Source organism: Colwellia sp. MB3u-4 (assembly GCF_014077065.1).
Lineage (GTDB): Bacteria > Pseudomonadota > Gammaproteobacteria > Enterobacterales > Alteromonadaceae > Cognaticolwellia.
In genome coordinates, this window is record NZ_JACGVE010000089.1 from 193,483 (window position 1) to 216,191 (window position 22,709).

At 41.2% G+C, this 22,709-nt stretch carries 24 protein-coding genes; 2 read left to right on the top strand and 22 right to left on the bottom strand.

Annotation, left to right across the window (positions count from 1 at the left end):
• Nucleotides 1–2: 2 nt before the first annotated feature.
• The 17 genes from rplF to rpsJ all read right to left on the bottom strand — a co-directional run bounded on the left by rplF (nt 3) and on the right by rpsJ (nt 7,829).
• A complete protein-coding gene (rplF, locus tag H4J61_RS16480; RefSeq protein ID WP_182137240.1) occupies nt 3–536 on the bottom strand; it encodes a 50S ribosomal protein L6 in 534 nt (177 codons plus the stop codon).
• Between the two features lie 12 nt (nt 537–548).
• A complete protein-coding gene (gene rpsH, locus H4J61_RS16485) occupies nt 549–938 on the bottom strand; it encodes a 30S ribosomal protein S8 (RefSeq protein ID WP_404842454.1) in 390 nt (129 codons plus the stop codon).
• Nucleotides 939–957: 19 nt separating this feature from the next.
• A complete protein-coding gene (gene rpsN, locus H4J61_RS16490) occupies nt 958–1,263 on the bottom strand; it encodes a 30S ribosomal protein S14 (protein ID WP_146877776.1) in 306 nt (101 codons plus the stop codon).
• Between the two features lie 4 nt (nt 1,264–1,267).
• On the bottom strand, nt 1,268–1,813 hold the full coding sequence (gene rplE, locus H4J61_RS16495; RefSeq protein WP_182137239.1) for a 50S ribosomal protein L5: 546 nt from the start codon (nt 1,811–1,813) through the stop codon (nt 1,268–1,270).
• A 12-nt stretch (nt 1,814–1,825) separates the two neighbouring features.
• A complete protein-coding gene (gene rplX / locus H4J61_RS16500) occupies nt 1,826–2,140 on the bottom strand; it encodes a 50S ribosomal protein L24 (RefSeq protein ID WP_182137238.1) in 315 nt (104 codons plus the stop codon).
• 12 nt (nt 2,141–2,152) lie between these two features.
• A complete protein-coding gene (gene rplN / locus H4J61_RS16505; protein WP_182137237.1) occupies nt 2,153–2,521 on the bottom strand; it encodes a 50S ribosomal protein L14 in 369 nt (122 codons plus the stop codon).
• A 363-nt stretch (nt 2,522–2,884) separates the two neighbouring features.
• Complete coding sequence (rpsQ, locus tag H4J61_RS16510) at nt 2,885–3,136, bottom strand: 30S ribosomal protein S17 (protein WP_182137236.1); 252 nt, start codon at nt 3,134–3,136, stop codon at nt 2,885–2,887.
• Complete coding sequence (rpmC, locus tag H4J61_RS16515; RefSeq protein WP_182131655.1) at nt 3,136–3,327, bottom strand: 50S ribosomal protein L29; 192 nt, start codon at nt 3,325–3,327, stop codon at nt 3,136–3,138. The genes rpsQ and rpmC overlap by 1 nt, the downstream gene beginning before the upstream one ends.
• Nucleotides 3,327–3,740 (bottom strand): 50S ribosomal protein L16, encoded by a 414-nt coding sequence (gene rplP / locus H4J61_RS16520; RefSeq protein WP_146877781.1) that lies wholly within the window; start codon nt 3,738–3,740, stop codon nt 3,327–3,329. The genes rpmC and rplP overlap by 1 nt, the downstream gene beginning before the upstream one ends.
• Nucleotides 3,741–3,751: 11 nt before the next feature.
• Nucleotides 3,752–4,450 (bottom strand): 30S ribosomal protein S3, encoded by a 699-nt coding sequence (gene rpsC / locus H4J61_RS16525; protein ID WP_146877782.1) that lies wholly within the window; start codon nt 4,448–4,450, stop codon nt 3,752–3,754.
• A gap of 11 nt (nt 4,451–4,461) precedes the next feature.
• Nucleotides 4,462–4,794, bottom strand: coding sequence for a 50S ribosomal protein L22 (gene rplV, locus H4J61_RS16530; protein WP_126667308.1), 333 nt, complete (start codon nt 4,792–4,794; stop codon nt 4,462–4,464).
• A gap of 10 nt (nt 4,795–4,804) precedes the next feature.
• Nucleotides 4,805–5,080, bottom strand: a complete 276-nt coding sequence (gene rpsS / locus H4J61_RS16535) for a 30S ribosomal protein S19 (RefSeq protein ID WP_146877784.1) — start codon at nt 5,078–5,080, stop codon at nt 4,805–4,807.
• Between the two features lie 28 nt (nt 5,081–5,108).
• Nucleotides 5,109–5,933 (bottom strand): 50S ribosomal protein L2, encoded by an 825-nt coding sequence (gene rplB / locus H4J61_RS16540; protein WP_182137235.1) that lies wholly within the window; start codon nt 5,931–5,933, stop codon nt 5,109–5,111.
• Nucleotides 5,934–5,945: 12 nt separating this feature from the next.
• Nucleotides 5,946–6,248 (bottom strand): 50S ribosomal protein L23, encoded by a 303-nt coding sequence (gene rplW, locus H4J61_RS16545; RefSeq protein ID WP_182131657.1) that lies wholly within the window; start codon nt 6,246–6,248, stop codon nt 5,946–5,948.
• Nucleotides 6,245–6,850 carry a 50S ribosomal protein L4 gene (gene rplD / locus H4J61_RS16550; RefSeq protein WP_146877787.1) on the bottom strand — a complete coding sequence of 202 codons (606 nt, stop codon included), beginning with the start codon at nt 6,848–6,850 and terminating at the stop codon, nt 6,245–6,247. The genes rplW and rplD overlap by 4 nt, the downstream gene beginning before the upstream one ends.
• 15 nt (nt 6,851–6,865) lie before the next feature.
• Complete coding sequence (rplC, locus tag H4J61_RS16555) at nt 6,866–7,504, bottom strand: 50S ribosomal protein L3 (RefSeq protein WP_182137234.1); 639 nt, start codon at nt 7,502–7,504, stop codon at nt 6,866–6,868.
• Nucleotides 7,505–7,517: 13 nt separating this feature from the next.
• Nucleotides 7,518–7,829, bottom strand: coding sequence for a 30S ribosomal protein S10 (gene rpsJ / locus H4J61_RS16560; RefSeq protein ID WP_070375080.1), 312 nt, complete (start codon nt 7,827–7,829; stop codon nt 7,518–7,520).
• A gap of 1,217 nt (nt 7,830–9,046) precedes the next feature.
• Here rpsJ and fusA (H4J61_RS16565) point away from each other — a divergent pair.
• Nucleotides 9,047–11,152 carry an elongation factor G gene (fusA, locus tag H4J61_RS16565; RefSeq protein ID WP_182137233.1) on the top strand — a complete coding sequence of 702 codons (2,106 nt, stop codon included), beginning with the start codon at nt 9,047–9,049 and terminating at the stop codon, nt 11,150–11,152.
• 233 nt (nt 11,153–11,385) lie between these two features.
• The gene (locus H4J61_RS16570; RefSeq protein WP_182137232.1) at nt 11,386–13,389 is read left to right on the top strand and encodes a methyl-accepting chemotaxis protein; all 2,004 of its coding nucleotides are present in this window, start codon (nt 11,386–11,388) and stop codon (nt 13,387–13,389) included.
• 433 nt (nt 13,390–13,822) lie between these two features.
• On the opposite strand, the gene tuf is transcribed toward H4J61_RS16570, so the two are convergent.
• The 5 genes from tuf to rpoC form a co-directional block, all read right to left on the bottom strand.
• Nucleotides 13,823–15,007, bottom strand: a complete 1,185-nt coding sequence (gene tuf / locus H4J61_RS16575; protein ID WP_182137223.1) for an elongation factor Tu — start codon at nt 15,005–15,007, stop codon at nt 13,823–13,825.
• Nucleotides 15,008–15,075: 68 nt separating this feature from the next.
• Nucleotides 15,076–17,172, bottom strand: a complete 2,097-nt coding sequence (gene fusA / locus H4J61_RS16580; RefSeq protein WP_182137231.1) for an elongation factor G — start codon at nt 17,170–17,172, stop codon at nt 15,076–15,078.
• 141 nt (nt 17,173–17,313) lie between these two features.
• Nucleotides 17,314–17,787: a 30S ribosomal protein S7 gene (gene rpsG / locus H4J61_RS16585; protein WP_182137230.1), complete on the bottom strand. Its 474-nt coding sequence runs from the start codon at nt 17,785–17,787 to the stop codon at nt 17,314–17,316.
• 96 nt (nt 17,788–17,883) lie between these two features.
• Nucleotides 17,884–18,258, bottom strand: a complete 375-nt coding sequence (gene rpsL / locus H4J61_RS16590; protein WP_011045492.1) for a 30S ribosomal protein S12 — start codon at nt 18,256–18,258, stop codon at nt 17,884–17,886.
• A 213-nt stretch (nt 18,259–18,471) separates the two neighbouring features.
• Entirely contained in the window at nt 18,472–22,677 is a 4,206-nt protein-coding gene (gene rpoC / locus H4J61_RS16595) for a DNA-directed RNA polymerase subunit beta' (RefSeq protein WP_182137229.1), read from the bottom strand.
• Nucleotides 22,678–22,709 lie beyond the last annotated feature (32 nt).

The following is a 22,709-nucleotide window of genomic DNA, read 5'->3' on the forward strand; positions in this document are numbered from 1 at the left end:
CCCTACTTCTTCTTAGCTTCTTTACGACGGACATTCTCATCGCTATAACGAATCCCTTTACCTTTGTAAGGCTCAGGTTTACGGTATGCGCGAATGTTCGCTGCAGTTTGACCGACCAACTGTTTATCAGCACCTTTCAGTATGATTTCAGTTTGGGTAGGAGTTTCAACGGTAATCCCTTCAGGGATTGCGTGCTCAACCGGATGCGAAAAACCTAAAGATAAGTTTAAAACCTTACCTGCAGCTTTAGCACGGTAACCAACACCGTTTAACAATAATTTCCTTTCAAAACCTTTACTAACACCTTCAACCATATTATTGATTAAAGAGCGTACAGTTCCGGCTTGAGCCCAAGCGCCTTTAGTATCGGCGACGATATTAGTGATGATCTTGCTCTCTTCTTGAGAAACAACAACAGCGCTATGGATCGTATGCGATAATTCGCCAATTGGACCTTTAACTTTGATGTCTTGACCTGATAACGTAATAGTAACGCCAGCAGGGATTGCGACATGTGCTTTTGCAACACGAGACATAATTCTGCTCCTTTACTCTACGAAACCAAGAACTTCACCGCCAAGACCCGCATTGCGAGCGGCGCGATCAGTCATTAGACCTTTAGAAGTAGAAATAATTGCGATACCCATGCCCGCTAATACTTTAGGAAGCTCTTGAGCACCTTTGTATACGCGAAGACCTGGACGTGAAACACGTTTGATCACTTCAATTACTTCTTTACCTTCAAAATATTTCAATTCAACAGTTAATTCAGGCTTTGCATCGCTTGAAACTGTAAACTCTGAAATGTAACCTTCTTCTTTAAGCAAGTTGGCAAGTGCAACTTTTACCTTAGAAGATGGCATTTTTACTGCAGTTTTTGCTGCAGATTGACCGTTGCGGATGCGTGTAAACATGTCCGCGATAGGATCAGTCATCATAACCATTTACTCCCGTGAATTACCAACTAGCTTTCTTAAGACCTGGAACTTCACCGCGCATCATAGTTTCGCGTAATTTAATACGGCTTAAACCAAATTTACGTAAGAAACCATGTGGACGGCCAGTAATATTACAACGGTTACGTTGACGACTACTACTCGAATCACGAGGTAAACTTTGAAGTTTCAATACAGCATCCCAGCGATCTTCTTCAGAAGAATCAGCACCAGAGATGATAGCTTTTAGTGCACTACGCTTTTCAGCATATTGTGCAACTAACTTGGTTCTTTTAGCTTCACGAGCTTTCATTGACGTTTTTGCCATAACTCTACACCTTCTTCTTAAATGGGAAGTTGAAGGCAGTCAATAATGCATGACCTTCTTCATTGTTCTTCGCACTTGTAGTGATAGTGATATCCATTCCGCGAATTTTATCGATTCTATCGTACTCGATTTCAGGGAAAATGATTTGCTCACGTACGCCCATGCTGTAGTTACCACGACCATCGAATGACTTAGGATTTAAGCCACGGAAATCGCGGATACGAGGAATAGAAATAGAGATTAAACGCTCTAAAAATTCCCACATACGTTCGCCACGTAGAGTTACTTTTGTGCCTATAGGATAGCCTTCACGAATTTTGAAGCCCGCAACTGATTTGCGTGCTACTGTCGTGACCGGCTTTTGACCTGAGATTGCAGTAAGATCATTTGTGGCGTGTTCTAAAACTTTTTTATCAGAAATAGCTTCGCCAACGCCCATGTTAAGGGTGATCTTTTCAATCCGAGGGACTTGCATGACACTTTTATAACCAAATTGCTTTTGCAATTCAGCTACAACTGTATCTTTATATAAATCATGCAGTTTCGCCATCGTTTACTCCAATTAAATTAATTCGTTATTAGATTTGAAAAAACGGGCTTTTTTGCCGTCTTCATCTCTAAAACCAACACGATCTGCTTTGCCAGTAGCTGGGTTAACAATCGCAACGTTGGATACATTTAAAGGTGCTTCTTTTTCAACAATCCCACCAGGCTGCTGTAACTGAGGTACAGGCTTAGTGTGCTTCTTGATTAAGTTAATACCTTCAACAAATACTTTGCCGTCTTCAACAAGAACTTTGGTCACTTTACCAGTTTTGCCCTTGTCTTTACCTGCAAGTACGATTACTTCATCATCACGACGAATCTTAGATGCCATTATCGTGACTCCTTATAGTACTTCTGGTGCAAGTGAAACAATTTTCATGAATTTTTCATTACGAAGTTCACGAGTCACAGGACCGAAAATACGAGTACCAATTGGTTGTAAGTTAGCATTTAACATTACAGCCGCATTTTCATCAAAACGGATGGTAGAACCATCTGAACGACGAACACCTTTCTTAGTGCGCACCACTACTGCAGTTAGGACATCACCTTTTTTAACTTTGCCGCGAGGAGTTGATTCCTTCACTGCAATTTTAATGATGTCACCAATGCGTGCGTAGCGACGGTGCGAACCACCAAGAACCTTTATACATTGTACACGTCGAGCGCCGCTGTTATCAGCTACGTTCAGTTGTGATTGCATTTGGATCATTTAATATGTCTCCGCTAAATTATCTTTATAAAAGATTAAATTCAAGGCCAGAAATTTGACCCGTCACTGCCTTCTAAATCCCACTCACAACGAGCGGGCGCGAGATTATAACACCGGTGATTTAAAAGTGATACTTTATTTAGCTAAAAAGTAACCACTATGCTAGGAGGGGTCTGTAGGAGGATTGCTGCCACAGTCTCCGAAAAATGCACTATACCAAGGGTATAATTCACTTAATTATCCCGTATTAATATCACATTTAAAAAATGACGTTTAAAATCTATCTATAATTTTTTGTTGAAAAAAAAGGCCCTGCCGAAGCAGAGCCTTTTCAAAGTTCTTATTGTGAATTAGATCAGGCGATTAAGCTTTCTCTAATACGGCTACCAAAGTCCAAGACTTAGTCTTAGAAATTGGTGCACATTCACGAATAGATACTAAATCACCAGCTGCACATTGGTTAGTTTCATCATGCGCTTTCAACTTAGTTGAACGCGTCATGTACTTACCGTACATAGGGTGCTTAACACGTCGTTCGATCAGGACAGTGATAGACTTATCCATTTTGTCACTGACGACACGACCTTGTAGTGTACGAATTTTTGCTTCGCTCATTACTTACCTGCCTTCTCAGTTATGATAGTCTTAACACGCGCGATGTTACGGCGTACATTTCTTTGCAAATGAGTTTGCGTTAACTGACCTGTGCTTGCTTGCATGCGATAGTTAAACTGTTCGCGTAACAACTCAAGCAATTCAGCGTTTAGCTCTTCAATGCTTTTTTCTTTCAATTCACTAGCTTTCATTACATCACCGTTCTAGTTACGAAAGTTGTTTTGAACGGAAGTTTAGCTGCTGCTAAAGCAAATGCTTCACGAGCAATCTCTTCCGAAACACCTTCCATTTCATAAAGAACACGACCAGGTAGAATTTGGCATACCCAATATTCCACTGAACCTTTACCTTTACCCATACGAACTTCAAGAGGTTTTTTAGTAATTGGCTTATCAGGGAATACACGGATCCAGATTTTACCTTGACGCTTCACGTGACGAGTCATTGCTCGACGAGCCGCTTCAATTTGACGCGCAGTCATACGACCACGTTCCATTGATTTTAACCCGAAAGTACCGAAGCTTACTGAACTACCTACATGTGCAAGACCGCGGTTACGCATTTTAAATTGCTTGCGGAACTTAGTACGTTTTGGTTGTAACATTACTTATTCCCCTACTTACTGGTCTTGCGGTTAGGTTTTCTTTTAGGCTTAGCAGCTGGTTGCTCTACTTGTAATGGCATGTTGCCAATTACTTCGCCTTTAAAGATCCATACTTTGATACCGATAACACCGTAAGTGGTATCAGCACGCGCAATTGAGTAATCAATGTCAGCACGTAAAGTGTGTAATGGAACACGACCTTCACGATACCATTCAGCACGTGCAATATCTGCACCGCCTAAACGACCACTTACTTGTACTTTGATGCCTTTTGCGCCTAAACGCATAGCATTTTGTACAGCACGTTTCATCGCACGACGGAACATTACACGACGTTCTAATTGACTAGCGATGCTATCAGCAACAAGCTGCGAATCCATTTCTGGTTTACGCACTTCAGCAATGTTGATTTGAGCAGGAACACCAGCAATTTTAGAAACCGCTAAACGTAGTTTCTCAACATCTTCGCCTTTCTTACCGATTACAACACCCGGACGAGCCGTGTGGATTGTAACGCGGATAGATTTAGCTGGACGTTCAATTACAATTTTTGATAATGAAGCACGCTTAAGCTTTTCAGTTAAATATTCACGAACCAAATGGTCACCGTGTAAATTAGCTGCGAAATCTTTAGTACTTGCAAACCAAGTAGACGCGAAAGGTTTCGTGATACCTAAGCGAATACCATTTGGATGGACTTTTTGACCCATTCTAATATCTCCTAGCTATCAGATACAATCACAGTAATGTGACTTGTACGCTTAAGGATTCGATCCGCGCGACCTTTCGCACGAGGCTTAATACGTTTCATTGTTGGACCATCGTCAACCATAATAGTTTTTACGATAAGCTCGTCAATGTCTGCACCTTCGTTGTGCTCTGCGTTAGCAATAGCTGAATCAAGTACTTTTTTAACCAAAACAGCAGCAGATTTATTGCTGAATGTTAAGATCTCAAGTGCTTTTTCAACGTGCAAGCCGCGGATCTGATCCACAACTAAGCGTGCTTTTTGTGCAGAGCCACGGGCAAATTTATGTGTAGCAATAGCTTCCATCTAATTTCCCCTATCTCTTCGCTTTCTTATCCGCGACATGGCCACGGTAAGTACGAGTTGGTGCAAATTCACCTAATTTGTGACCGATCATTTCATCAGTTACAAATACAGGTACGTGTTGACGGCCATTATGGACGGCAATGGTCAATCCGATCATCGTAGGGATGATCATTGAACGACGAGACCAAGTCTTAATTGGCTTTTTAATCCCGCTTTCCACCGCTGTCTCTACCTTCGTCAACAAGTGTAGGTCTATGAATGGACCTTTCTTGAGAGAACGTGGCATGGTGATTCCTCTTTAATTAAAAGTACTATTATTTAGCACGACGACGTACGATAAATTTATCGGTACGCTTGTTAGAACGAGTCTTGTAACCTTTAGTTGGTACACCCCAAGGTGATACCGGGTGACGACCGCCTGATGTTTTACCTTCACCACCACCGTGTGGGTGATCAACTGGGTTCATGGCAACACCACGAACAGTTGGGCGAACACCACGCCAGCGTGAAGCACCAGCTTTACCCAAAGAGCGAAGCATGTGTTCAGCGTTGCCGATTTCACCTAAAGTAGCACGACAATCTGACTCTATTTTACGCATTTCACCAGAGCGAAGACGTAAAGTGACATAAGCACCGTCTTTCGCAACTAATTGAGCGTAAGTACCAGCAGCACGTGCGATTTGAGCACCTTTACCTGGTTTAAGTTCGATTGCGTGAACAACACTACCTAATGGTGTGTTGCGAAGTGGTAAAGTGTTACCTGGCTTAATAGGAGCATCGACACCAGACTGGATTGAATCTCCAGCGCTTAAGCCTTTAGGGGCTAGGATGTAACGACGTTCACCATCAGCGTAAAGTACTAATGCAATATTTGCACTACGGTTTGGATCATATTCCAAACGTTCTACTTTAGCAGGGATACCATCTTTATTACGTTTAAAGTCAACCATACGATAATGTTGCTTGTGTCCACCACCAATGTGACGAACAGTAATGCGACCATTATTGTTACGACCACCAGATTTAGACTTAGTGTCTAACAATGGTGCGTAAGGCTTACCTTTATGCAACTCCGTGTTTACCACTTTAACAACGTGGCGACGACCCGGAGAAGTAGGTTTACATTTAACTATAGCCATTTTCGTAAACTCCTATGATTCCGCGCCAACGAAGTTGATGTCGCTGCCTTCAGCAAGTGTAACGTATGCTTTTTTCCAATCGCTTCTGCGACCAAAACGAGCACCAGTACGTTTCACTTTACCTTTGACATTTAATGTACGAACACCATCAACTGAAACTTCAAAAAGTTTCTCAACAGCAGCTTTGATTTCAGCTTTAGTAGCAGTAGTGGCAACTTTGAAAACAACTGTGTTGTTAACTTCAGCAGCCATTGTGCTTTTCTCAGAAATGTTCGGTGCTAAAAGCACTTTCAGTAAACGTTCTTCGTTTATCATCCTAACATCTCCTCAAGTTGCTTAACTGCTGATGCAGTCATCAAAACTTTTTCGAAACCTACCAAGCTAACTGGGTCAATACCGTCTACGTCACGCACGTCAACTTTATACAAGTTGCGCGCTGATAAGAACAAGTTCTCATCAACATCTGGAGTAACGATTAATACGTCTTTTAGCTCCAATGCGTTTAGTTTAGCTACTAACTCTTTAGTTTTTGGTGTTTCAACTGTAAAATTTTCTACCACGATCAAGCGTTCTTGACGAACAAGCTCAGAAAGGATGCTTTTAATCGCACCACGGTACATTTTACGGTTTACTTTTTGGCTGTGATCCTGTGGCTTAGCAGCGAATGTTACGCCACCTGTACGCCAGATTGGACCACGACTAGTACCAGCACGTGCACGGCCAGTACCTTTTTGACGCCATGGTTTTGCGCCACCACCACTAACTTCTGAACGAGTTTTTTGAGCACGAGTACCTGCACGAGCACCAGCTGCATAAGCAACTACTACTTGGTGTACAAGAGCTTCATTAAACTCAAGTCCAAAAGTTGTTTCAGAAACTTCAAGAGCGCCTGAAGCGTCTTTTAATGCTAATTCCATCACAAATCTCCTGGACTAGGCTTTAACAGCTGGTTTGATGATTACGCTACCGTTGATTGCACCCGGAACCGCACCTTTAATAAGGAGCAAGTTACGTTCTACATCAACACGAACCAATTCAAGGTTTTGCGTTGTAACTTTTGCAGCACCCATGTGACCAGACATTTTTTTGCCTTTGAAAACACGACCTGGTGTTTGACACATACCTATCGAACCGTTTGAACGGTGAGATAGTGAGTTACCATGAGTTGCATCTTGCATTGAAAAATTCCAACGCTTAATACCACCTTGGAAACCTTTACCTTTTGAGGTGCCAGTAACATCTACTAATTTCGTGTCATTAAATAGCTCAACAGTGATTTCACTGCCAGCTACAAGACCTTCGCCTTCATTTGCATTTAAGCGGAATTCCCACAGGCCACGGCCTGCTTCGATACCAGCTTTCGCAAAATGACCAGCTGTTGGCTTGTTAACACGGTTAGCTTTTTTGCTTCCCGTAGTAACTTGAAGCGCCGAATAACCATCGTTGTCAACAGTTTTAACCTGAGCAACACGGTTCGCTTCAACTTCTAGGACGGTGACAGGAGTAGATACGCCATCTTCAGAGAAGATGCGAGTCATGCCCACTTTACGTCCAACTAGACCTATAGTCATGTTAAAACTCCTATTAACCCAAGCTGATTTGAACGTCAACACCAGCTGCAAGATCTAAACGCATTAATGCATCTACAGTCTTCTCAGTTGGTTCTACGATATCAATCATGCGTTTGTGAGTACGAATTTCGTACTGATCACGTGCATCTTTGTTAACGTGTGGTGAAGTCAAGATAGTGAAACGTTCTTTGCGTGTAGGAAGTGGAATTGGACCACGAACCTGTGCGCCAGTACGTTTAGCAGTATCAACGATTTCAGCTGTTGATTGATCAATCAAGCGATGATCGAACGCTTTCAAACGAATGCGAATTCTTTGATTTGACATTAAGACAAATCCCCATTTTAAAGAACAACAAAATACTGCCCATCACCTTTTTATATAAAAGGGGGGAGTATCGCTATAACATTCAACTCCATATCGGAATTGCTGTGTGTTAACTATTAATAATTTAAACTAATACGTTAACTGATAAACACGTTGAGACTAGCTCGACGTGGAGGCGTATTATACAGAGAGCGATGATAATTTCAACTATTTATTTAACCGCTTTAACACCTATAACCTTTTCGCTTTTAAATACAGGCTTGCAAGTCTAGAAAGGCTTAGCTATATATGGATTGAAGACTAGACTATCGATGATGAGTGTTGTGTAAAGTAGGCTATCCTGATCAGTAATAATTGTGCTTTTCTTGCAATCAATAATATAACAAATGAGCCTTTAATAACTTGGCTGTAAGAAGTTGATCTTAACGCTAGCAAAGTCGCCTCTTACCATCATACTTAATCAAATGCTGATATAGATAATGCTATCAAGCGTCTTATATTCCCCGTAGCCTATTGAATTTAGTCTGTAAGAGCATATAAATGCTGAGTCTGAACAACACTCAATAAGCTGGGGCCAGCAAACAAAACCTTCTATAAGTAGCTTTAATAAATCAGAGCAATGGTTTTCTGCTCGCGTCGTTGAGTTATTTCTTCATCAATTAAGCTGTCTCACCACTGTTGCCACTGTTGCCATTAAAGCAGCACTGAACCTAATTACTGAAAATGGCACTTACCTTCGAATTGTCCTTTAATCTGATTGCCTAGTTTATTGCTGTAAGAGTATATTGCAGTAAGTCAGGTATAGTCTTATGACACTATTATGGTGTTTGCTCAATATAGACTAATATTAGATGGTTTAATCTAGGCTAAAAATATTAACTCAAGCGGTATAGATAATGTCAAAACACTATCAAAACACTATCAACACAATGTCAAAACAATATTTAAAGCCATATGGCCTTGATTCAAATTTCATTGCAGTTTTCAATCGCTATATTTAATAGCCATATATAAGCAGAGCTATTCGTTTGTTATTTTTTTATTTATTATCTCAATACCACCAAATATGCTTCACAACTGAGCTTTTTAACTGCGCTGAGCAAAAATTAGCAAACTTAAATGATTTTTTATGTCGATTCGTCTTGAGTAATGGTATACTCGCGCGCAAATTTTCAACAATTCCGCTTTTTTAGTAGCGACTTAAATAGAGTAAAGTAATGGCAGATTTATCTAAATACAGAAACATTGGTATCTTCGCTCACGTTGATGCTGGTAAAACCACAACAACTGAACGTATCCTTAAACTTACCGGTCAGATCCATAAAACAGGTGAAGTACATGATGGTGAATCTACGACTGACTTCATGGAACAAGAAGCTGAGCGCGGTATTACCATCCAGTCTGCTGCGGTAAGCTGTTTTTGGGACGATCACCGTTTTAACGTAATCGATACTCCTGGTCACGTTGATTTCACCGTTGAAGTTTACCGTTCACTTAAAGTACTTGATGGCGGTATTGGTGTATTTTGTGGCTCTGGTGGTGTTGAGCCACAATCAGAAACTAACTGGCGTTATGCGAATGACTCAAAAGTTGCCCGTATTATCTTTGTAAACAAATTAGACCGTTTAGGTGCTGATTTTTATCGTGTTGTTAAACAAACTGAGACAGTACTTGGTGCTAACCCACTTATCATGGTGTTGCCAATTGGTGAAGAAGATGAGTTTGTTGGTGTTGTTGACCTACTTACCCGCAAAGCATGGATATGGGATGCAACCGGTCTTCCAGAAAACTTCGAAATCACTGATGTACCTGCAGACATGGTTGATAAAGTAGAAGAATACCGCGAAATGCTTCTTGAAACTGCTCTTGAGCAAGATGATGATCTTTTCGAAGCCTATCTAGAAGAAGGCACAGAGCCATCTATGGAAGACATCAAACGTTGTATCCGTAAAGGCACACGTACTATGGACTTCTTCCCTACTTACTGTGGTTCTGCGTTTAAAAACAAAGGTGTTCAAAACATTCTTGATGCCGTTGTTGATTACTTACCATCACCAGTGGATGTTGATCCACAACCACTTACTGATGAAGAAGGTGAGCCTAATGGTAAATACGCAATCGTTTCTGCAGATGAAACATTCAAAGCGTTAGCATTCAAAATCACTGATGACCGTTTTGGTACATTAACTTTCGTACGTATCTATTCAGGTACGTTGAAGAAAGGCGATAGCATTCTTAATGCTGCAACAGGAAAAACTGAGCGTGTTGGCCGCATGTGTGAAATGCAAGCCGATGACCGTAACGAACTTACTTCAGCACAAGCCGGTGATATCATCGCGATTGTTGGTATGAAAAGTAACGTTCAGACAGGTCACACATTATGTGATCCAAAGCACCCAATCATCCTAGAAGCTATGGTATTCCCTAAGCCTGTAATTTCAATTTCTGTGACACCAAAAGATAAAGGTTCAACTGAGAAAATGGGTATTGCTATCGGTAAAATGGTTGCTGAAGATCCAACATTCCAAGTTGAAACTGACATAGATTCAGGTGAAACAATCTTATCTGGTATGGGTGAACTTCACTTAGATATCAAAGTAGATATTCTAAAACGTACTTACGGTGTTGAATTAGCTGTTGGTAAACCACAAGTTGCTTACCGTGAAACTATTACTCAAGAAATTGATGATAGCTATACGCATAAGAAACAATCGGGTGGTTCTGGTCAATTTGGTAAAATTGATTATATTATCCGTCCAGGTGAACCAAATTCTGGTTTTACATTCTCATCAAAAGTTGTTGGTGGTAATGTACCAAAAGAATTCTTCCCAGCTATTGAAAAAGGCTTCAAAGGCATGATGGATACTGGTGTTCTTGCTGGTTTCCCTGTACTTGACGTTGAAATTGAATTGTACGATGGTGGCTTCCATGCTGTCGATTCATCTGCTGTTGCATTTGAACTCGCTGCTCGTGGTGCTTTCCGTCAATCAATTCCAAAAGCTGGTGCCCAGTTAATCGAACCTATCATGAAAGTTGATGTGTTTACGCCTGATGATCACGTTGGTGATGTTATTGGTGATTTAAACCGTCGTCGTGGCATGATCGCAGGTCAAGATGCTGGTGTTTCTGGTGTTCGTATTAAAGCTGATGTACCACTTTCAGAAATGTTCGGTTACATCGGAACTTTACGTACAATGACATCAGGTCGTGGTCAATTCTCTATGGAATTCTCTCACTACTCTCCATGTCCAAGCAACGTGGCAGAAGCCGTTATTGCTGAAGTAAAAGAAATGAAAGAAGCTAAAGCTAAAGCTAAAAAGTAATTCACTTACTTTAGTCTTTTTATAAAAGGATGCTTCGGCATCCTTTTTTATTGCCTAAAACATCCTCAGCAAGCGCGCAAAATATAGCCATGAGATAAAGCACATGATACTATTTTCTTTAAGTGCTGATGTTTTATGAATGTTTCATCCACTTGTTATTACTGACGTTATTACTGATGTTAGTACGATTTACCCTCTTAATAATAAGATTTCTCAAATAGGTATTAAATAGTATGTTCAATTTTTTTAGTCAATCAATAATGCGAAAATTGGTGATTACCATATCAAGCGCAGTTGCCATACTACTGGTCATTACCTCATTCTTTATTTTATCCAATGTGAGTGATAATACCAGAGAGCAACTTATCTCTGATATAGAGAATATTGTTACTTTGCAATCAACCAAAGTGAAAGAATTTTTTGTCGCAAAAGGCCAAATAAATCATAGTGTATTTGCTAACCCCTTGGTTATAGATTGGTTTAACAACTACGATAAACGACTTTCCAATATCAGTGATAATAAGCAATACCAAGATGTAACCCGGTATTTTAAATTCTTTTCAGAAAAAGACCCTGCGATAAAAAGTGTATTTTTTGGCAGCGAAAATACCCATGAATATTTCGACTTAAATGGTCGTTATGACGATGAAAAATATTACACCAATGAGCGACCTTGGTGGTCGAGCAGTCTTAGCGCAGCCACAATGTATGTCACTGAACCCGCAGTAGACAATAACGACGGTTCAATTTCAGCCACTATTACTTCACCCTACTATTTACCCGATGGACAATTATTAGGTATTGGTGGTATGGACATTTTAATTACCACCATAGGACATGATTTACTCGCCCCTATTAAATATAAAAACGAAGGAGAAGCCTTCTTAATGACAGACACAGGAAAATTAGTCTTCTTCCCTGGCTTTGATGATAATTTCAAACCTGGAGATACTATGGCCAGTGTAGATAGCCAATTCTCAAACACATCGGGCTTTTCACAATTGCAAACGACTCTTGCCCAGAACGATAGTGGCATTACCCAGGTATCTCTGCGTGGCATAGACTATCAAGTCATTTTTAATCAAGTCAAAAGTGACTATCCGCTAATGAATTGGAAACTTGGCTTTCTGGTCCCTGAGCAACTAATAGCAAAGCCGGTTGAAGCAGCTTTTAGGTCTTCTGTGGCTATTGTTATCGCGATTATTATTATGATTGCTATTGTTGTGTGGCTAAGCGTATTACCTTTTGTTAAGCGCATAACAAGCCTTAGAAATGCCATGAAAGACATTGCCGATGGGGATGGTGATTTAACCCAAAGAATAGCGCCGTTAAAGAATGATGAAATTGGCAAGTTGGTTGATGAATTCAATCTCTTTGTTGATTCAATTCAACAACTGGTCAGTCAAACTATCGTTATTACTAGAGAAGTGTCAGCTTCAAGTGGTGCCGCAGAGAAAATCGGCAAAAAAACAGTTCATATTGTTGAAGCGCAAAAACGAGAAATAGATCTTGTCGCCACCGCAGCCACCGAATTAGCTCAAACCAGCATCGAGATATCTAACAACACAAATTATTCAAAACAATTGGTGACGAAAGCTGAAGAGAAAGTGGCCTTAGGCTCTGATGTTGTGAACCAAGCTACGATTGGCATTCAACAACTTTCAAATAATGTTGATGACGCATCACAGGTTGTGCATCAGCTAAAAACAGGCACGCAAACCATTGGTGATGTTGTCACCGTAATACGCAGTATCGCTGAACAAACAAATTTATTGGCGTTAAACGCAGCCATTGAAGCGGCTAGAGCCGGAGAACAAGGCCGAGGCTTTGCTGTTGTTGCTGACGAGGTTCGCACCCTTGCGTCACGTACCCAAGAATCTACCGCTAATATCCAACGCATAATTGAAGAGCTACAAGCAACCGCGGTAAATGCCGTAGGAGTGATGGAGTCTAGCTGCTTGCAGGCAGAAAATAGTGTCCAGCTAACACAGCAAGTACAGCAAGTATTAGCTGATATTGCAGAGGTTATTGGTCAGTTTCAAAGCCAAACGTTTGAAGTAGCCCATGCAGTAGAACAACAAGCCAATGTCGCCGAAGAAGTATCGAAAAACATTGAGAACGTTAGAGTGTTAACTGACGATACTGTTGATGTCTCCACAACGATGAAAACTAGTCTGGCCAATTTATCTGATCAAGCTAATTCATTGTCAAAAGTCGTCAACCAATTTAACGTTTAGCCTAAGCGGAAACCTCTTACAGACTAAAAACCGCCGTAGTGTGAATTCATGCTGCGGTTAACACACTACTAAGACGCTAACTTTCTGCTAAAGTGACTGGTTTCAGCATTATCGTCATCACCGCTTTACACTTGTGATGAAAGTAACGCTGATAGGTCAATACCTATCTATGATTTGTGCAGGCAATTGTAGATACCATACTAGCCACTATTGAGCTATTCGCACTTTACTATACTCAGCTACAAAACAAAAAAGACGCCTAAGCGTCTTTTTTTATCGTGTTAACGTGTTCTAAAATCAAGCAACGACACGTTAAGGTAAAAGCAGATAACACACTAGCAACTGTTAACCTATTTCCACTTCACTATAGCTTAACTAGAAAACAAAAAAGACGCCTAAGCGTCTTTTTTTATCGTGTTAATGTCTTCTAAAATTATGCAATAATTTTAGATACAACACCAGCACCAACTGTACGACCACCTTCACGGATAGCGAAGCGTAAACCTTCATCCATCGCAACTGGGTTGATAAGCTCTACAACAAACTTCAAGTTGTCGCCTGGCATTACCATTTCAACACCTTCAGGAAGCTCTACTGCACCAGTAATATCCGTTGTACGGAAGTAAAACTGTGGACGGTAGCCTTTAAAGAATGGCGTATGACGACCACCTTCATCTTTGCTTAGTACATAAACTTCTGACTCAAACTTAGTATGAGGTAAAATTGAACCAGGCTTACATAGTACTTGACCACGTTCAACGTCTTCACGCTTAAGACCACGAAGAAGAACACCACAGTTCTCGCCAGCACGACCTTCGTCAAGAAGCTTACGGAACATTTCAACACCAGTACAAGTAGATGTTTGTGTGTCACGAATACCAACAACTTCAACTGCGTCGCCGATTTTAACAATACCGCGTTCAACACGACCTGTTACAACCGTACCACGACCTGAGATTGAGAATACATCTTCGATAGGCATGATGAATGCTCCGTCGATTGCACGCTCTGGCTCTGGAATGTAGTTATCTAATGCATCAGCAAGTTCGATTACTTTCGCTTCCCATTTCTCGTCGCCTTGAAGAGCGCCAAGTGCTGAACCTTGAATTACTGGTAAATCATCACCTGGGAAGTCATATTCAGAAAGAAGTTCACGAACTTCCATTTCTACTAATTCTAATAATTCATCATCATCAACAACATCACATTTGTTCATGAATACTATGATGAAAGGTACGCCAACTTGACGTGATAACAAGATGTGCTCACGTGTTTGTGGCATAGGACCATCTGTAGCAGCAACTACTAAGATAGCGCCATCCATTTGTGCAGCACCGGTGATCATGTTTTTGATGTAATCGGCGTGACCAGGACAATCTACGTGTGCATAGTGACGTGCAGCTGTATCGTACTCAATGTGAGAAGTATTAATCGTAATACCACGTTCACGTTCTTCAGGAGCGTTATCGATTTGTGCGAAATCTTTAACTTCACCACCGTGAACTTTAGTTAATACTGCAGAGATAGCAGCTGTTAAAGTTGTTTTACCGTGATCGACGTGACCAATAGTACCAACGTTAACATGCGGTTTTAAACGTTCAAATTTTGCTTTAGCCATTTTTCAATTACCTTAAAGTTTATTAAAAGCCCGGCCAAAAGACCGAGCCAGACTTTCAAAAAGCCTTACTAAGATTCAATTATTTTGTCGGCAACAGCCTTTGGTGCTTCACTGTATTCGTGAAACTCCATTGAATATGATGCGCGACCTTGAGTTGCACTACGCAATGCAGTAGCGTAACCAAACATTTCAGATAGCGGTACAAATGCATTCACTATCTTCGAACCAGCTGGACCTTCGTCCATGCCATCGATCATGCCACGGCGACGGTTTAAGTCACCAACAACATCACCCATGTTTGCGTCTGGCGTAATAACTTCAACTTTCATCATAGGCTCAAGAATTACCGGTGACGCTTTTAGCGCCCCTTGTCTAAAACCAATCGATGCAGCGACTTTAAACGCCATTTCGTTTGAGTCAACTTCATGAAAAGAGCCATCGAAGAGTGTGACCTTGATGTCTAATAACGGGTAACCCGCCAACACACCACTGTCCATTTGCTCTCTACAACCCTGTTCAACTGAGGGGATAAATTCTTTTGGAACACTACCACCGACAATTTCATTGACAAACTCGAAGCCTTCACCTTTTGGCAAGGGCTCCATTTTCAACCAAACATGACCAAATTGACCACGACCACCTGATTGACGAACAAATTTACCTTCCACTTCAACTGCTGAACGAATGGTTTCGCGATAAGCCACTTGTGGATTACCGACATTACATTCAACGCCAAATTCACGTTTCATACGTTCAACTAGAATATCGAGGTGTAATTCCCCCATACCTGAAATGATGGTTTGACCCGTTTCTTCATCAGAGACTACTCTAAATGACGGATCTTCTGCGGCCAATTTACCTAACGCAATGCCCATTTTTTCTTGGGAAGCGACAGTTTTTGGCTCAACTGCTACAGAAATTACTGGTTCAGGAAACTCCATTCGTTCGAGCGTGATCACATGATTTACATCACATAAAGTATCACCTGTAGTGACATCTTTAAGACCAATAGCCGCAGCTATATCGCCCGCTCTTACTTCTTTAATTTCCTGACGGTCATTTGCATGCATTTGCACAATACGACCTAAACGTTCTTTTTTACCTTTCACAGGATTGTATATACTGTCACCAGTTTTTACTACACCTGAATAGACGCGAAAGAACGTTAACGTACCGACAAATGGGTCAGTGGCGATTTTAAATGCTAAAGCAGCAAATGGCGCTTTATCATCAGCTTCGCGAAAACCTTCAGTTTCGTTTTTGTCGTTATTAATACCTTTTATCGCTTCAACATCAGTTGGCGAAGGTAAAAATTCTACAACAGCATCAAGTACTGCTTGAACGCCTTTGTTTTTGAAAGCTGAGCCACAAGCACAAAGGACAATTTCATTGTTTAGCGTACGGGTACGCAGCGCAGATTTTATTTCTGCTTCGGATAAGTCACCTTCTTCAAGGTATTTATCCATTAATTCTTCAGAGGCTTCTGCAGCTTCAGAGACCAGATGTTCATGCCAATGTTCGGCTTGCTCTAGCATCTCTGCTGGGATATCTTCATAAGTAAAAGTCATACCCTGGTCACTTTCGTTCCAGTTAATGGCTTTCATCTTGATTAAGTCGACAACACCAGTAAAGTCATCTTCAGCGCCGATTGCTAAATGAATAGGCACTGCATTAGCTTTCAAGCGAGAATTAAGTTGCTCAACTACTAATAAGAAGTCTGCACCTGTGCGGTCCATCTTATTAACAAAAACTAGCCGTGGAACAGAGTATTTCTCCATTTGACGCCAAACAGTTTCTGTTTGTGGTTGAACTCCTGAAGAAGCACATAATACTAATACCGCACCGTCTAATACACGTAATGAGCGTTCTACTTCAATCGTAAAATCTACGTGACCAGGGGTGTCGATGATATTAATGCGATGGTCTTCAAACTGGGCTTGCATGCCTTTCCAGAAACAAGTTGTTGCCGCAGAAGTTATGGTTATACCACGCTCTTGCTCTTGCTCCATCCAGTCCATAGTGGCTGCGCCATCATGAACTTCGCCGATCTTATGTGAAAGACCAGTGTAGAAAAGTACCCTTTCTGTTGTTGTCGTTTTACCGGCATCGACATGAGCACAAATACCAATGTTTCGGTAACGCTCAATAGGGGTTATACGTGCCACAATTACTTCCTCTTTCTGAGACTTTATCTCAGATTATAAAACAGTTGTGGTTATCACTTTATATCAATGTTGATACACGGTGATAACCACGGCATTACGCTTGTTACTATAAAATTAGCAAAGCTTGCTAATTCATAGTGCCTACCAACGGTAGTGAGCGAATGCTTTGTTAGCTTCGGCCATACGGTGAACGTCTTCACGTTTCTTAACCGCTGAACCTTTGCTGTCAGACGCATCTAACATTTCGTTAGCTAGGCGCTGAGCCATTGATTTTTCACCACGTTTACGAGATGCTTCAACTAACCAACGCATGGCTAGTGCATTACGACGCACAGGACGAACTTCAACTGGAACTTGATAAGTAGAACCACCAACACGACGAGACTTTACTTCCACTTGTGGGCGGATGTTGTCTAACGCTGTTTCGAATAACTCAAGGTGAGTCTTCTCAGTGTCTTTCTCAGTTAAAATGTCTAATGCACCGTAAACAATTTTTTCTGCAGTAGATTTTTTACCATCAACCATAAGGATGTTGATGAATTTTGCTAAAAGTTCGTTATGGAACTTAGGATCTGGCAATATCTTACGTTGCCCTACGACGCGTCTTCTTGGCATCTTAATTCTCCGTTGTTTTCAGGTATAACCCAAAATTTAATATTTTATTTGGCCTTACTTAACGCTTTCTATCTCTAATTAAAGAAATAAAATAGCTTAAGATTTAGGTCGTTTAGCACCGTATTTAGAACGGCCTTGTCTTCTGTCGCTTACACCTGAACAATCAAGTGCACCACGAACGGTGTGGTAACGCACACCCGGTAAATCTTTAACACGACCACCACGAATCAAGATAACACTATGCTCTTGTAAGTTATGACCTTCACCACCGATGTATGAAGTTACTTCGAAGCCGTTAGTTAAACGAACACGAGCTACTTTACGTAATGCTGAGTTAGGTTTTTTTGGTGTAGTTGTATACACACGAGTACATACGCCACGACGTTGTGGACAAGCTTGTAACGCTGGTACGTTACTTTTAGTTACTTGTCTTACACGTGGTTTACGTACTAATTGGTTAATAGTTGCCATTAAATAGCTCCCGATTAGTTAAATTTGTGTAAATTCCAATCAATGGGGAAATTTACACCCTTATAAACGTGAAAATCCGCGACCTCATATTCAATACTTAAAAGTAGGGAATACAGGGTCGCGGAATTCTATAGGTCAAGCTTTAACCTGTCAAGCTTTACTCGCAATAGACAGGTTAATCATCTGCTTTAACCACTTTTTCAATACGATTGCCTAAGAAGACAAATCTGCATTCAAAGCATCCGTTAATGCTTGCGCTGCGTCGTCAGCTGATACTGTTACTTCTTCTACAGGAACGGCGTTTTTAGCACGCGCTCGTTCTTGATGATAAGAATAACCTGTACCTGCTGGGATTAAGCGACCAACAATAACATTCTCTTTTAAGCCACGAAGTTTATCTTTCTTACCAGCTACCGCTGCTTCAGTCAGTACACGCGTCGTTTCTTGGAAAGAGGCTGCCGAGATGAATGACTCAGTAGCTAATGATGCTTTAGTAATACCCATCATTTGCATTTCGTATTCAGCCGGTTGTTTACCTGCAGCTTCTAATTCACGATTAGAGATATTGACACGGGCAACTTCCAGGATTTCGCCTTTAAGGAAGGTACTATCACCGGCATCTAAGATCTCACACTTGCGGATCATTTGACGCACGATAACTTCAATATGCTTATCGTTAATCTTAACACCTTGCAAACGGTACACTTCTTGTACTTCGTTAACAATATAGTTAGCTACTGGCGCTACACCACGTAAACGTAAGATGTCATGTGGAGACTCTGGACCATCGGCAATAACTTCACCTTTAAGTACAGATTCACCTTCAAACACGTTTAATTGACGCATTTTAGGGATCATCTCTTCGTATACTTCACCACTTGGTTGTGTGATTAATAAACGCACTTTACCTTTAGTTTCTTTACCGAAGGCGATGATACCTGTCTTCTCAGCTAGTATCGCTGGAAGTTTTGGCTTACGCGCTTCAAATAAATCAGCTACACGTGGCAAACCACCGGTAATATCACGCGTTTTTGACGACGCTTGAGGAATACGCGCTAACGCATCACCAATACCAACTTCTGCACCATCTTCTAGGTTAACAATTGCATTACCTGGTAAGAAGTATTGTGCTGGAATTTCAGTACCCGCGATCATCACATCGTTGCCTTTAGCATCAACCAATTTAACTGCTGGGCGCATTTCTTTACCCGCAGTATTACGTTGACCAACATCTGTGACTACGATACTTGATAAACCCGTAAGATCATCAGTTTGGCGAACCATAGTTACGCCATCAATAAGCTCAACGAATTGCACCTTACCAGCTACTTCTGTGATAATAGGATGCGTATGCGGGTCCCAGTTGGCAATGATATCGCCTGAGTTTAGTACTTCGCCATCTTTCTTATTAAGAATGGTACCGTAAGGTACTTTATAACGCTCTTTCTCACGACCAAGCTCATCAATTACGGTTAGCTCAGATGAACGAGAGGTAATCACTAAGTGATCTTCAGAGTTAGTTACAAATTTAGCATTTTGTAATTTCAGTGTACCTGTATTCTTAACCTGTACGTTGTTCTCTGCTGATGCACGAGATGCCGCACCACCAATATGGAACGTACGCATAGTTAACTGTGTACCTGGTTCACCGATAGATTGTGCTGCCACAACGCCAATCGCTTCACCTTGGTTGATCATATGTCCACGAGCCAAATCACGGCCGTAACAATGAGCACAAATACCAAAATCAGTTTTACAGGTAATGATTGAACGTACTTTCATTTGATCAATTGAATTTTCTTCAATGAAATCACATAAAGCTTCGTCAATTAGCGTATTACGAGGTAATAGAACTTCGTCAGTACCTGGCTTGACAACATCTTCAGCTACAACACGACCGAGCACACGTTCGCGTAACGGCTCAACAACATCACCACCTTCAATCAATGGCGTCATTTGTAAACCGTCTAATGTTCCACAGTCATGTTCGGTTACGACCAAATCTTGTGCAACATCAACTAAACGACGAGTTAAGTAACCCGAGTTAGCTGTTTTCAATGCCGTATCGGCCAAACCTTTACGCGCACCATGAGTCGAGATGAAGTATTGTAATACGTTCAAACCTTCACGGAAGTTAGCGGTAATTGGTGTTTCGATGATTGAACCATCTGGTTTCGCCATCAAACCACGCATACCTGCAAGCTGACGAATCTGCGCAGCACTACCACGAGCACCTGAATCTGCCATCATGTAGATTGAGTTGAAAGAGTCTTGCTCTTCTGGCTCACCATGACGGTTAATAACAGTTTCTTTTGATAAGTTGTCCATCATAGCTTTCGAGATTTTCTCGTTGGCAGATGACCAGATATCAATAACTTTGTTGTATTTTTCACCCTGAGTTACAAGACCTTGCTCGAACTGAGTTTGAATTTCTTTAACTTCTTCTTCTGAATCTTCGATGATGGTGTATTTCGCTTCTGGAATAACCATGTCGTCGATACCAACTGAAGCACCCGCGATCATCGCGTAGTGGAAACCTGTGTACATAATTTGGTCAGCAAAGATAACGGTATCTTTAAGACCTAAGTTACGGTACGCATGGTTAATCAGTTTTGAAATTGGCTTTTTACCTAGTGGCTGATCAATAAGATCATAAGGCATGCCATCTGGACATACTTGCCATAAGATTGCACGACCAACCGTGGTATCGCGCAGCTTAGTTACCGGTTCAAAAACACCATCACTGTTACGAACATGTTCAGTAATACGAACTTTCACGCGGGCATGAAGTTCAGTAAAACCTGTACGGTAAGCTTTTTCAACTTCTTTGATGTCGGTAAAAACCATACCTTCACCTAAACCATTCACACGATCGCGCGTTAGGTAATATAGACCTAATACAACATCCTGTGATGGTACGATGATTGGATCACCGTTCGCTGGAGAAAGTACGTTGTTCGTTGACATCATCAACGTACGTGCTTCCATTTGTGCTTCGATTGTCAACGGTACGTGTACCGCCATTTGGTCACCATCGAAATCGGCATTATAGGCCGCACAAACTAATGGATGCAAATGAATCGCTTTACCTTCAATTAATACAGGTTCAAACGCTTGGATACCCAATCTATGAAGTGTTGGTGCACGGTTAAGCATAACCGGATGTTCACGAATTACTTCGTCAAGTACATCCCAAACTTCAGCGCCTTCACGTTCAACTAATTTCTTAGCGGCTTTAATTGTTGTTGCTAAACCACGTGCTTCTAATTTACCGTAAATAAATGGTTTGAATAATTCAAGTGCCATTTTCTTAGGTAAACCACACTGATGTAAGCGTAGCGTTGGACCAACAGTGATTACTGAACGACCAGAATAATCAACACGTTTACCCAATAAATTCTGACGGAAACGACCTTGCTTACCTTTGATCATATCGGCAAGAGATTTAAGAGGACGTTTGTTAGAACCAGTAATAGCGCGACCACGACGACCGTTATCTAATAATGCATCAACAGATTCTTGCAACATACGCTTTTCGTTACGTACGATAATATCTGGTGCTACTAGATCTAGAAGACGTTTTAAACGGTTGTTACGGTTAATAACACGACGGTATAAATCGTTTAGATCAGACGTCGCGAAACGACCGCCATCCAATGGTACCAACGGACGTAAATCTGGTGGCAAAATTGGTAAAACGTTCATGATCATCCACTCAGGCTTATTACCTGATGCCGCGAATGCTTCCATTAATTTCAAACGTTTAGTGATTTTCTTACGCTTTGTTTCAGAACCAATTTCAGGTAACTCTTCACGCATTTGCGCTACTTCACCATCAAGATCAATCTGTTGTAATAACGCAAGTACCGCTTCAGCACCCATTAGGGCGTCAAATTCGTCACCGTGCTCTTCTAACGCATCAAGATATTCTTCTTCGGTTAGAATTTGGCTTTTCTCTAATGTTGTCATACCAGGTTCGGTAACAACGTAAGATTCAAAATAAAGCACACGCTCAATATCACGTAACGTCATGTCTAATAATAGACCGATACGAGATGGTAATGACTTTAAGAACCAAATATGGGCAACTGGACTTGCTAGTTCGATATGACCCATGCGGTCACGACGAACTTTAGTTAATGTAACTTCAACGCCACATTTTTCACAAATTACACCACGGTGCTTAAGGCGTTTGTATTTGCCACAAAGACATTCGTAGTCTTTAACTGGGCCAAAAATACGCGCACAGAACAAACCATCACGTTCCGGCTTAAAAGTACGATAGTTAATCGTCTCAGGTTTCTTTACTTCACCAAATGACCATGAACGAATCATGTCAGGTGAAGCTAGTCCGATGCGAATACCATCGAACTCTTCTGTTTGATTTTGTTGCTTAAGAAACTTAAGTAAATCTTTCACACACTCTCTCCTGTCGGAGTTAAATACCGGAG

What these genes read in the sequence shown, in the direction of transcription:
- rplD (WP_146877787.1), bottom strand. Translation starts at nt 6,850, where the DNA reads ATGGAATTAGCATTAAAAGACGCTTCAGGCGCTCTTGAAGTTTCTGAA.
- rplV (WP_126667308.1), bottom strand. Translation starts at nt 4,794, where the DNA reads ATGGAAGCTATTGCTACACATAAATTTGCCCGTGGCTCTGCACAAAAA.
- rpsN (WP_146877776.1), bottom strand. Translation starts at nt 1,263, where the DNA reads ATGGCAAAAACGTCAATGAAAGCTCGTGAAGCTAAAAGAACCAAGTTA.
- rpsC (WP_146877782.1), bottom strand. Translation starts at nt 4,450, where the DNA reads ATGGGTCAAAAAGTCCATCCAAATGGTATTCGCTTAGGTATCACGAAA.
- rpsH (WP_404842454.1), bottom strand. Translation starts at nt 938, where the DNA reads ATGATGACTGATCCTATCGCGGACATGTTTACACGCATCCGCAACGGT.
- tuf (WP_182137223.1), bottom strand. Translation starts at nt 15,007, where the DNA reads ATGGCTAAAGCAAAATTTGAACGTTTAAAACCGCATGTTAACGTTGGT.
- rplW (WP_182131657.1), bottom strand. Translation starts at nt 6,248, where the DNA reads ATGATAAACGAAGAACGTTTACTGAAAGTGCTTTTAGCACCGAACATT.
- rplE (WP_182137239.1), bottom strand. Translation starts at nt 1,813, where the DNA reads ATGGCGAAACTGCATGATTTATATAAAGATACAGTTGTAGCTGAATTG.
- rplX (WP_182137238.1), bottom strand. Translation starts at nt 2,140, where the DNA reads ATGGCATCTAAGATTCGTCGTGATGATGAAGTAATCGTACTTGCAGGT.
- rplF (WP_182137240.1), bottom strand. Translation starts at nt 536, where the DNA reads ATGTCTCGTGTTGCAAAAGCACATGTCGCAATCCCTGCTGGCGTTACT.
- rplP (WP_146877781.1), bottom strand. Translation starts at nt 3,740, where the DNA reads ATGTTACAACCAAAACGTACTAAGTTCCGCAAGCAATTTAAAATGCGT.
- rpsG (WP_182137230.1), bottom strand. Translation starts at nt 17,787, where the DNA reads ATGCCAAGAAGACGCGTCGTAGGGCAACGTAAGATATTGCCAGATCCT.
- rpmC (WP_182131655.1), bottom strand. Translation starts at nt 3,327, where the DNA reads ATGAAAGCTAGTGAATTGAAAGAAAAAAGCATTGAAGAGCTAAACGCT.
- fusA (WP_182137233.1), top strand. Translation starts at nt 9,047, where the DNA reads ATGGCAGATTTATCTAAATACAGAAACATTGGTATCTTCGCTCACGTT.
- rplC (WP_182137234.1), bottom strand. Translation starts at nt 7,504, where the DNA reads ATGACTATAGGTCTAGTTGGACGTAAAGTGGGCATGACTCGCATCTTC.
- rpsS (WP_146877784.1), bottom strand. Translation starts at nt 5,080, where the DNA reads ATGCCACGTTCTCTCAAGAAAGGTCCATTCATAGACCTACACTTGTTG.
- H4J61_RS16570 (WP_182137232.1), top strand. Translation starts at nt 11,386, where the DNA reads ATGTTCAATTTTTTTAGTCAATCAATAATGCGAAAATTGGTGATTACC.
- rpsJ (WP_070375080.1), bottom strand. Translation starts at nt 7,829, where the DNA reads ATGTCAAATCAAAGAATTCGCATTCGTTTGAAAGCGTTCGATCATCGC.
- rplN (WP_182137237.1), bottom strand. Translation starts at nt 2,521, where the DNA reads ATGATCCAAATGCAATCACAACTGAACGTAGCTGATAACAGCGGCGCT.
- rpsQ (WP_182137236.1), bottom strand. Translation starts at nt 3,136, where the DNA reads ATGAGCGAAGCAAAAATTCGTACACTACAAGGTCGTGTCGTCAGTGAC.
- rpsL (WP_011045492.1), bottom strand. Translation starts at nt 18,258, where the DNA reads ATGGCAACTATTAACCAATTAGTACGTAAACCACGTGTAAGACAAGTA.
- rplB (WP_182137235.1), bottom strand. Translation starts at nt 5,933, where the DNA reads ATGGCTATAGTTAAATGTAAACCTACTTCTCCGGGTCGTCGCCACGTT.